Below are 10,188 nucleotides of genomic sequence, written 5' to 3'. Positions count from 1 at the left end.
GTGAGGCTTTAGAGTGCTTGTTTACAGGTACGTGGCCTGAGTTTATTCAGGTGAAGCTGCGAGAAACTGGTTTGGACGCTGAATAGTTACGAATATTGTAGCTTAACGACAACCCCAACCCGGTACCCTGGCCTATCGGCTTGGTTGTAAAGAAAGGTTCGAATATGTGCATTTGAACCTCCGGGGGAATTCCCATGCCATTGTCTTTTACAGAGAACCGGATACCCGTTTCATCCTCAGTCGTGTGAATCCAAATATGCCCCTCTTTGTCGATTGCCTGTGCGGCATTGACAATCAGGTTCATCGCCACCTGCTTAATCTGGTTCGCATTGCAGTACACGCTGGAGTCGGATTCATAACACTCATGCACCTCGCACTTGTACTTCACTTCGTTATAAACCAGTTTTAAAGTCGACTTAAAGACTTCTGTCAGATCGCAGTGCTCCATCCGACCGTCGTCGGCATGGGAGAAATCTTTCAGCGCAGCAATGATATCCCTTACCCGATTGGTGCCTTCTACTGACTCCCGAATGCAATCCTGAACATCATCGCGCAGAAAGTGGTAATCTATGGCGTTGAGTTGCGCCCTGACTTCATCAAGGGAGTGAGCACCTTCTACGGCATTCGCCACGCTCAACAGCTGACTGACGTAGTCGGACAATGCACTCAAATTCGAGTTGATATAGCCGATGGGGTTATTGATCTCGTGCGCCACCCCTGCAGCCAACTGCCCAATAGCGGCCATTTTTTCCGATTGAATCATTTGCTGATTCCGTGCCGATAGTGGCCCCTGCGTCCCGGCGATCAACTCTCCCTGCTGCATTAGCCAATCAAACACATGATCTATAACTTCAGGCTTTTGCTCTGGTTTATCATCCACCGCCGGTAGCAGAGTCAGTACCCAAAAATGACGTTGTAAACGTGTGGTTACTGGCAGAAACAGAGCGATACCCGATGCATCCGCCAGCGGCACACTGACGGCTTCAGACTCAAGCGACCGTACATCAGGGTGTTCGAATACTCCGGAAAGGCCTACCTGTGAAAGATCCGCCGCCTGCATCCCCACTTTCAGGGGGTTTGTGTCACTACTCCATGTCTGCGCCGGTTCATTCCAGAAGCGCAGAACCCATTGGTCGTCGAACACAAACAGTGGCGCTTCAGGTCGTTGGAGCCAATTGGAGGACATGGTTCAATCATTCTCAGGTTCGGCGCAGTGCCTGTGGTATAGCAAAAGGCTCGCTAAGGTTCAAACCGGACATTGTCGCAACCCGACAGTTTAGGCTAACATCGGTAAACCATTGACTACAGTGAATACCGGTAACCCGGCTATTTCCGGAGCATACGATGAGCCAGAATGCGGAAACACCCGCTGGCGAAACGCACAAAGCCGTCCAAGCCTGTGTCCTGATTGTGGATGACGAAGACAATGTGCGAAAGTCATTGAAGCGGCTACTCAGCAGGCACCAGTACCAAGCGGTTACCGCGGAAAATTTTGACCAGGCCATTGCACAGTTGGCTGACCATTCTATTGATTTACTGATAACCGATCTGCGCATGCCGGGCAAGGATGGCATCGAGCTGTTGCGCTACGCCTACCAGCACCACCCCAATGTCGCTCGAATCCTGCTGACGGGCCATGCAGATGTGGAGCATACTGTACGCGCCATTAATGAGGGGGCTACAGGCGTCATACTGACCAAACCCTGGGACGATGCCATCCTGCTGCGCGCTGTTGAGGAGCAACTGGAACGCGCTCTTCTGCGCCGCGGTAACGAACAGTTACTGCGTGTTAACATGGAACAGAATAAAAAACTGATGGCGTTAAACCAGTCGTTGGAAAAGCGGGTGTCTGAACGTACTCGCGCCTTGCAAACCTCTCATCAAACACTTCAAAAATCGAATACCACGCTGTTGCAATCGTACCGCTCAACCATTCGGCTGCTGCTTGAGGTGGCCTCGGTCAACCCCGGAATCGACAGTACATTCGCGAAGACCATGGCTGAGGTCAGTGTTACCTTATCCAAAGCACTTGATCTGCCTGCCTCGGATGTGACCGCTGTCCGCTACGCCTGCCAATTGCATGAGATCGGTAAACTGGCATTGCCCGCCGAGCTTAACCAGGTTAGGGAGTCGTTACTGACGTCTAGCGCCTGGCAGGAATACAGTGCCTACCCCGAGCGCGGTGCACAGTTGCTAACCAGCGTGGACTACCTCTCCAAAGTCAGCCTGTACATCAACCACCACCGGGAACACTGGGATGGCACGGGTTTCCCGCATAAACTGAAAGAGGCGGAGATCCCTCTGGGAAGCCAACTTGTATTGCTGTGCCGGGACTACACCCAGGCACTGGAAAAGTATCGCGATAAAAAGGCAAAACTGGGCAAACGGGTTGGAAGCATGAACATCCAGGTGGAAGCTCTTCAAGACATAGAGCCGTTGGTCAATATCCGTTACCCGGAATCACTTTACCTAACGCTCAAAGAAGCGCTCGCGATTGAGGAGGTAGAAGTCGATGAAGGCGTCGACGGTGCCGATAAAAAAGGGCACCTGGTATCGGCCCGAACTCTGGAGCCCGGTATGGAACTGGCCCAGGATGTCTACACCAATCAGGATATACTGATGTTGACCCAGGGCCAGAAGCTGACGGCCCGCCACATTGAAAAGCTACTGGCCCTGGAATCCGAATTTGGCCGCGACCTGAGCATATACATCAGGCATTGAGAGCTCACCCCAAATCACGCCTTCGTTTGAATCGCTCCTCTCGGGTTGCTGACTTGCCGTTTGAGCCTGAATAACCGCAACTCATATACAATCGAAAACCTTTTTCAAATAACCGGCTAGAGGGTGACAGGCCCACCTTTGTCGATGGCCCTTTGGCAGGCCGGACGTTCCCGCAGCCGCTGCAGGTAAGCCGTCAGTGCCGGGTATTGCTCGCCCAGCCCGTAGCGACCGGCCGCAGCTTCAAGTGGGTAACTGATCTGGATGTCAGCACAGGTGAAGCGGTTGGCCACCAACCACGTATTGCGCTGCAAATGATCATCCAGCACTCGAAGCTGGGTATCCACCTGAGGCTGAATGTAGCTGCCAATTACCCTCCGGGTAATGCTTTTCGCCACCGGCTTGGCAAAAAATGGCATGCGCGACTTGGGTACCCGGCGGAACACCAGTGTCATGACCAACAACGGCATCAGCGTCCCTTCCGCATAGTGCAGCCAGTACAAGTAATCGGGTCGGGCCGGGTCGGCTGCAGCAACAGCCAGCTCTGCATCGGGATAAGTCTCTGTTAACCATTCCAGAATGGCGCCAGATTCCGCCAGTGTCATGTCATCCCGGGTAATGACGGGCGACTTCCCCAGGGGATGCACCGCTTTCAATTCGGCGGGTGCCAGAAATGTTCTCGGGTGGCGCTGATAGGTCTTTAAGGCGTACTCAAGCCCCAATTCTTCCAGCAACCATAGCACCCGGTGAGATCGGGATTTCTCCAGGTGATGAACCGTCAACATAATGAGAACTCCTGTTTAATGGGCAGCAAATAAAAAGCCAGCGTACGCTGGCTTATTGATTCCAATATTCAGTGGCAGCCTGAGCTGGCCAGGCGACTGTTCAGCCGGTCAGAGATTCACCAGATACAACTCTATTTGCTCAAGATCATCTTCAGTCAGCTGTCCGGCCGATTGCTTTAACAACAGGCCACTGATGACGTAATCGTATCGGGCGTTGGCGAAGTCCTGCCGGGCTGCAAATACCGCTTGCTGGGCGTTCAACACTTCAACAATGTTTCGCGTACCCACTTCATAGCCAACTTCAGTCGCCTGCAAGGCACTTTCCCGAGATTCAACCACTTTGGCTTGTGCGTCAATGTTTTGCGCAGCAGTGCGTAACTGACGGTAATAATTACCCACCTCGATGCTGATTCCCCGCTTTAACTGCACCAATCGCTGCTCGGCGATGTTGTTCTGCAGCCCCGTTGTTACGATTTGAGCAGACGTCGCACCACCGGTATACAAAGGAACAGACACGGACAGGCCAATCGAGCTGCCCAGGCGATCGTCAAAATCCAGCCCGTCGCTGGGGTCGTCGCCGTAGTTTATGGAGGCCGATGCACTCACCACCGGCAATCGGTTGTTGCGTCGTGCTTGCAGCTCACGCTCACCGGATTCCAGGCCTTTCTCGGCAGCCAGTATGTTGGGGTGGTTTTCCTGAGCATAACTGACCCAGCGATCCTGCCCGTTTTCGACGGGCATTTGTATCGGCAAGCGGTTGCCAATGGACATAACGGAGTCGGGTGTTTCGCCGGTCAGAACCGACAGGTTCAGCAGCGAAATGTCGTACTCACTGCTGGCGCTGATCAGCGCGACCCGCGACTGATCCAGTGTCGCCTGAGCATCGAGAACATCAGTCACCGTGACCAGACCCACTTCATAGCGTTGCTCGGTCTGTTGAAACTGCCGTTCAACGGCGCGCAACTGAGTTTGGGCTGAATCCCGGGCTTCCTGAGCACGCAGAACACTAATATAGGCCTCAGCCACCCGCACGATCAGGGCCTGGCGTGCCGACTCGGTTTCGATTTCGACCCGTGACGCATTCAGTTTCAACGCTTCGTAAGCATCCACCGCAGCCAGCGCAAAGATATTCTGACGAGCGGTAATAGAGGCACTGACGCCCTGGCCGTTGTCGAAATCGGGAGCGACCCCATTGCCTGTCGTACTTCTGACATCGTATCCGGCGCTGGCGCTCACACTGGGCAGCAATTCACTGAAGCCGCTTTGTACCTGAACCGCTGACACGCGCTGGTTCAGTGACTGGATCGCCAGCTCCGGGTCATTCTCCAGCGCCTGCCGATAGACGTCCATCAGTGACACCTCGGCCCAGGCACCGGCGGACGCTACCGCCAGGGTGATGCTTGCTATTAATCGATTCACTGCCATTGTTCCTGTCTCTTGGTTAAGCGTGTGTCGGCGGCTTCGCCTCTGGGCGGGCCCACCGTTATGACTGGCACTGTTCTGGTATCAGGGAGTCTGTCAGACTCAGGTATCGAACCGTCATTATGCCGCCTGAGGCAACGGTTTACAGTCGTCTGCCCGAGGTTTTACGGATTATTGCGTCAGTGTGACCGGGATAGACCCCAACCAGAAGCCCCAAAAGTCATCATCCCGACCTTATGCCGGCGCTGGCAGGCGACCGACTCGACGCCGGTGCTGACTGTGCCATACTGTCGCGCTACACGCCTGCCCGAACGCACCTGGCCTGACATAATGGCCGAACATAAGACCTTGATCCAGAGGATACCCATGAGCCGTGACACCCTGAATTTCCACCACTCCATCGACCAGATAGAGCACCTTTACGAAGGTTTTTACCGCATGGACCGTTACACTCTGACTCACCAGACGTTCGCCGGCGAAACCCTGACCATACAGCGTGAACTCATGGATCGGCACGATGCCGTGTGCGTGCTGCCTCTGGATCTGGCCACCGGCCACGTGGTGCTGGTCGAACAGTTTCGGGTCGGTGCCCTGCGTCAGGAAAACCCCTGGTTACTGGAACTGGTGGCAGGGCTGATCGACAAAGACGAAGTGCCCGAACAAGTGGCCCGCCGCGAAGCGCAAGAAGAAGCCGGAGTTGAATTGGGGCGGCTGCACCCCATCACCGAGTACTTGCCCTCACCCGGGGGAACCAATGAGCGCGTCTTTTTATACGTGGGCGAGGTCGACAGCCGCGGCGTCAGCGGCATACATGGTCTGGACGAAGAAGGCGAGGACATTCGAGTCCACCGGATCCCGCTCGATCAGGCCATCGACTGGTGTAAAGACGGCACCATCAACAACGCCGCCAGCCTGATCGCACTGCAGTGGGTGCAGTTGAACCGGGCCTGGCTGAGAGACCACTGGTCGGTCGCAACCTGATCACTGGCACGTTAATGGAACATCACATACCCCGGAGGCCACCGCCACCTTGATCAATAAACGCTACATTCCGGATCTGCCGGAGCAAAATGCCTTGTCCGAGGCCAATTTCCTGCGCCTGGAGCGGCTGCTCGGCGATATGAGCAAGAGCCACTATGCGTTTCAATGGGACGGCAAAGGGCAAACACCGGTGCGCGTTCGAATTGAGGTCGAGGAGCGGTTCAAGTTCACCACCACACTGACACTGAGCAAAGACAATCCGGACCTGCCAGAGCCGCTCAACCAAGTACAACTGACGCTGCGCATGTATCACGATGCGCGTATGGCCGAAGTGGTCACCTGGGCCAAGGGCAAGCAGATGTCCGGCGTTTACCCCTACCCGAACGAACAAATGTACCAGATTGATGAAAAAGCCCAGGCCAATGTGTATCTGGGCGAATGGCTGGCGCACCTGATGCAGCACGGAGTAATGGCCGAACAATGGCAGCCTGCGTCACCTCAGCGCTAATAGGGTGCAACAACATCGAGCCGGAAATACGCCTAACTGGCAGTTTCGATGAGAGCCAGGTCGCGAATTACGCAGACCGTGTTACATTTAGCGCAGACTTTGTGTAAAAATGGATTCATTACCGTTGACTGCGGATTGAGATGTTGAAACAGCAGACCTTAAGAGTGGTGCAAATCACCGACAGCCATCTTCATGCCAGCCAGGAAGGCACTCTGCTGGGCATGAACACCCTGAACAGTCTGGACCTGGTGCTCGACCGTGTGGTCGAAGAACGCCCGGAGATAGACGTCGTGCTCGCCACCGGCGATATCGCTCAGGACGGTTCCGTGGGCGCCTACACCACGTTTATCGACCGTATGGACCGGCTCGGAGCGCCAGTTTACTGGATTGCAGGTAACCACGACGATCGCGAGAACATGAGCCAGGCACTGACGCTGGCCGGGCGTCCGTCCATGGCCCGCAGCGTGTTTGCCACAGACGACTGGGTCATCGTACTGCTCGACAGCACCGTACCCGGCAAAGTCTATGGTCACCTGGCCACCGATCAGCTCGCGCTGCTCGACCGCGCCCTGACACAACACAGCGACAAGCACGCTCTGGTCACCTTTCACCACCACCCAAAATCCATGGGCAGCCGCTGGATCGACAAAATCGGCATTCACAACGAAGCCGACCTGATGGCAGTGCTTGGCCGGCACACCAATGTGCGCGCCCTGCTCTGGGGTCACGTGCACCAGCACAGCGACGAAATGCACGGTGGCCTGCGTTTCATTTCCACACCCTCGACCTGTGTGCAGTTTGAACCCAAGAGTAAAGATTTTTCGATCGACACCGAAGGCCCCGGCTACCGTTGGCTCGATTTGCATGCCGATGGCAGCATCGACACGGGCGTCACACGCATTGAAGGGGTCGACTTCGAGATCGACTACTCGGTCAAAGGCTACTGAGCAACGACCTGACTCGTGATAACACGCGAGTCCCTGACCAGACTGCTCCCTGCCATCAACAAGGGCAGGTTGACGGCGACAGAACGGCTCATATCCCGTTGCACTCGACGCCGGGGCAGCTTAGCCAGTATCCTAAGACCATTCTCTCTCAGCCCCTTCCTGGCTGATCCAAAGCAAGCACCTTGCGATACAGATTGATGAGGCACTCCCGAGCATGAGTCAGAGCAATTATTCGTCCGACGCCATTGAAGTCCTGAGCGGCCTTGATCCCGTGCGCAAGCGCCCCGGTATGTACACCGACACCACCCGCCCCAACCACCTGGCCCAGGAAGTCATCGACAACAGCGTCGACGAAGCCATTGGCGGCTATGCCACCAGTATGGAAGTGGTGCTGTACAAAGATGGCTCTCTGTCTGTGGCCGATAACGGCCGCGGCATGCCGGTAGACATTCACCCCGAACACGGCGTTCCCGGCATCGAGCTGATCATGACCCGGCTGCACGCCGGGGGTAAGTTTTCTGGTAAGAATTATCAGTTTTCGGGCGGTTTGCACGGCGTCGGTATTTCAGTGGTCAACGCCCTGTCGACACTGCTGGAAGTCTCAGTAAAACGCGATGGCAAGCTGTATCGCATGGGGTTCGCCAACGGCGACAAAGCCTCCGAACTCGAAGAGATTGGCACCTGCGCCAAACGCGACACGGGCACCACTGTGCGCTTCATGCCCGACCCCAAATACTTCGACAGTGGCAAGTTTCTGGTCAGCCGCATGCGCCACGTATTACGCGCCAAGGCGGTTCTCTGCCCGGGTCTGAACGTCACCTTCTACAACGAAGAGAAAGACGAAACCGATGCCTGGTTCTACGAAGATGGCCTGCGCGACTACCTGCACAATGCCACCGTAGTCTACGAACCTATTCCTGCCGAACCCTTCACTGGCAGCTTCACCAGCGAGGACGAAGCGGTCGACTGGGCCGTCCAGTGGCTGCCTGACGGAGGCGAAGGCGTCCAGGAAAGCTACGTCAACCTGATCCCCACAGCGCTGGGCGGCACGCACGTCAATGGCCTGCGCCAGGGCTTGCTCGATGCACTGCGTGACTTCTGCGAGTACCGCAACTTGCTGCCACGCGGCGTCAAACTGAGCCCGGAAGACGTCTGGGACAAGTGCCACTATGTATTGTCGTTCAAACTGCGTGATCCGCAGTTCTCCGGCCAGACCAAAGAGCGGCTTTCATCCCGTCAGGCTTCGGCATTCATCTCGGGGGTGGTCAAAGATGCCTTCAGTCTCTGGCTGAACCAGCATACCGACATCGCCGAGCAGATCGCCGAACTGGTGGTCAGCAACGCTCAAAGCCGCTTGAAGCAGGCTAAAAAAGTGGCTCGCAAAAAAGTCACTCAAGGCCCGGCACTGCCCGGAAAACTGGCCGATTGTTCTGGCAGCGAAACCAGCCGCAGCGAACTGTTTCTGGTGGAAGGTGACTCCGCCGGCGGTTCCGCCAAACAGGCCCGGGACCGAACCTTCCAGGCGATCATGCCGCTGCGCGGTAAGATTCTGAACAGCTGGGAAGTCGCCAGCGACGAGTTACTCGCCAGTGAAGAGATTCACAACATCGCCATTGCACTGGGTGTCGACCCCGACACCGACAACCTAGAAGGCCTGCGCTACGGCAAAGTCTGCATTCTGGCCGACGCCGACTCCGACGGTTTGCACATTTGCACCCTATTGTGCGCCCTGTTCATGCGCCACTTCCGGGCGCTGGTCGACAACGGCCACGTCTACGTGGCCATGCCGCCGCTGTACCGGATCGATATCGGCAAGGAAATCTACTACGCCCTCGACAATGAAGAACGCGACGGCATCATCGATCGCATCAAGGCCGAGAAAAAACGCGGCAAAGTTCAGGTGACCCGCTTCAAGGGCCTGGGTGAGATGAACCCGTTACAGCTGCGCGAAACCACCATGGACCCGAACACCCGGCGTCTGGTGCAACTGCGCATCGACGACAACGACGCCGCCGTCGAAATGCTGGACATGCTGCTGGCCAAAAAGCGCTCGGGTGATCGCAAAACCTGGCTCGAATCCAAGGGGAATCTGGCTGACATTGCTGTTTGATCGTTTTTGTCGATTTCAGCATAAGTCTGAACAGCAAAGACATTCAATCTCAATCAATGCCTTTGTTGTTCAGCTGCGTGCATAAGTTAATCGCCTACTAGAACCTAACAGCAATGCTACATAAGGACTTAGGTGTGAACAGCCACCAATATGCTAGACGCCTTGGTGAGCGCCACCCCAGAAAAAGAAACTGGCCGCAGTGACCTAAGCTCTGCTCTTGACCACTCCAATAGAAAATGGGGGGGGTGTTACCCTAAACCAGCGAATCCCATGAGCGTCCTATCCAGATGATAGCTGCACGAACCGACAGACCGAGATGAACGGGTAGAATATCTAACCACACTACCCACCAAATCCAAGCCACTAGCCCGGATATTTCACCAAACAGCCTAAAGTAGCACTGCATAGAATTTGTTGAATGTTTTCGAGCAGCTCCACAGCTACAGGTCGATTTTGACCCGGATTCCCGATTTTCAGGCACACTTCCCCTTACCCCGTTGTTTAAAGTGTGCCGGGTCAGCACTGGTTATGGCTATGTCGAGTTCAGGTTGTTCAGTGCGGTTTCAAACAGTCCTTGATATGGGTAATGACTGGGCAGCAGGAAGCGAATTCGGCGCGTATTGTGTATGACGATGGCCGCCACCTTACACAGCTTTAGCCGGATCGTGTTCACTTGCGCGTTAGCCAGTTCCGTTCCCTGTAGAGCCAGTCGGCGCA

Annotated in this window: 9 protein-coding genes; 5 read left to right on the top strand and 4 right to left on the bottom strand. The window is 55.5% G+C overall.

Features of this window, described 5'->3' with window-relative positions; genetic code table 11:
- Nucleotides 1–46: 46 nt before the first annotated feature.
- Nucleotides 47–1,186 (bottom strand): sensor histidine kinase, encoded by a 1,140-nt coding sequence (locus G565_RS26185; RefSeq protein WP_051208278.1) that lies wholly within the window; start codon nucleotides 1,184–1,186, stop codon nucleotides 47–49.
- 158 nt (nucleotides 1,187–1,344) lie between these two features.
- On the opposite strand from G565_RS26185, the gene G565_RS0119160 reads away from it, so the two are divergent.
- Nucleotides 1,345–2,721 (top strand): HD domain-containing phosphohydrolase, encoded by a 1,377-nt coding sequence (locus G565_RS0119160; RefSeq protein WP_028672291.1) that lies wholly within the window; start codon nucleotides 1,345–1,347, stop codon nucleotides 2,719–2,721.
- A 116-nt stretch (nucleotides 2,722–2,837) separates the two neighbouring features.
- Here G565_RS0119160 and G565_RS0119155 read toward each other — a convergent pair whose 3' ends face one another.
- Both G565_RS0119155 and G565_RS0119150 read right to left on the bottom strand, forming a co-directional pair.
- Entirely contained in the window at nucleotides 2,838–3,503 is a 666-nt protein-coding gene (locus G565_RS0119155) for a glutathione S-transferase (RefSeq protein ID WP_028672290.1), read from the bottom strand.
- A 108-nt stretch (nucleotides 3,504–3,611) separates the two neighbouring features.
- Entirely contained in the window at nucleotides 3,612–4,922 is a 1,311-nt protein-coding gene (locus G565_RS0119150; RefSeq protein ID WP_169579682.1) for a TolC family outer membrane protein, read from the bottom strand.
- Nucleotides 4,923–5,291: 369 nt separating this feature from the next.
- Between G565_RS0119150 and G565_RS0119140 the strand changes: the two genes are divergently transcribed.
- The 4 genes from G565_RS0119140 (at nucleotide 5,292) to parE (ending at nucleotide 9,471) form a co-directional block, all read left to right on the top strand.
- A complete protein-coding gene (locus G565_RS0119140; protein ID WP_028672288.1) occupies nucleotides 5,292–5,906 on the top strand; it encodes an NUDIX domain-containing protein in 615 nt (204 codons plus the stop codon).
- 49 nt (nucleotides 5,907–5,955) lie between these two features.
- On the top strand, nucleotides 5,956–6,414 hold the full coding sequence (locus tag G565_RS0119135) for a DUF1249 domain-containing protein (RefSeq protein ID WP_051208276.1): 459 nt from the start codon (nucleotides 5,956–5,958) through the stop codon (nucleotides 6,412–6,414).
- 140 nt (nucleotides 6,415–6,554) lie between these two features.
- Nucleotides 6,555–7,361: a 3',5'-cyclic-AMP phosphodiesterase gene (gene cpdA, locus G565_RS0119130; protein ID WP_037340373.1), complete on the top strand. Its 807-nt coding sequence runs from the start codon at nucleotides 6,555–6,557 to the stop codon at nucleotides 7,359–7,361.
- Between the two features lie 214 nt (nucleotides 7,362–7,575).
- Nucleotides 7,576–9,471, top strand: coding sequence for a DNA topoisomerase IV subunit B (gene parE, locus G565_RS0119125; RefSeq protein ID WP_028672285.1), 1,896 nt, complete (start codon nucleotides 7,576–7,578; stop codon nucleotides 9,469–9,471).
- A 532-nt stretch (nucleotides 9,472–10,003) separates the two neighbouring features.
- Here the strand turns inward: parE and G565_RS0119120 are convergent.
- On the bottom strand, nucleotides 10,004–10,188 hold a 185-nt coding region (locus G565_RS0119120; RefSeq protein ID WP_028670480.1), incomplete at its 5' end, for a transposase.

Origin of the sequence: Saccharospirillum impatiens DSM 12546, assembly GCF_000423605.1 — a bacterium.
Lineage (GTDB): Bacteria > Pseudomonadota > Gammaproteobacteria > Pseudomonadales > Natronospirillaceae > Saccharospirillum > Saccharospirillum impatiens.
Note: the sequence above shows the minus strand (reverse complement) of the source record. Positions and strands in the feature narration are given on the sequence as shown.

Coding starts and splice junctions, on each gene's coding strand:
- G565_RS0119155 (WP_028672290.1), bottom strand. CDS start 3,503: ATGTTGACGGTTCATCACCTGGAGAAATCCCGATCTCACCGGGTGCTA.
- G565_RS0119140 (WP_028672288.1), top strand. CDS start 5,292: ATGAGCCGTGACACCCTGAATTTCCACCACTCCATCGACCAGATAGAG.
- cpdA (WP_037340373.1), top strand. CDS start 6,555: ATGTTGAAACAGCAGACCTTAAGAGTGGTGCAAATCACCGACAGCCAT.
- parE (WP_028672285.1), top strand. CDS start 7,576: ATGAGTCAGAGCAATTATTCGTCCGACGCCATTGAAGTCCTGAGCGGC.
- G565_RS0119160 (WP_028672291.1), top strand. CDS start 1,345: ATGAGCCAGAATGCGGAAACACCCGCTGGCGAAACGCACAAAGCCGTC.
- G565_RS26185 (WP_051208278.1), bottom strand. CDS start 1,186: ATGTCCTCCAATTGGCTCCAACGACCTGAAGCGCCACTGTTTGTGTTC.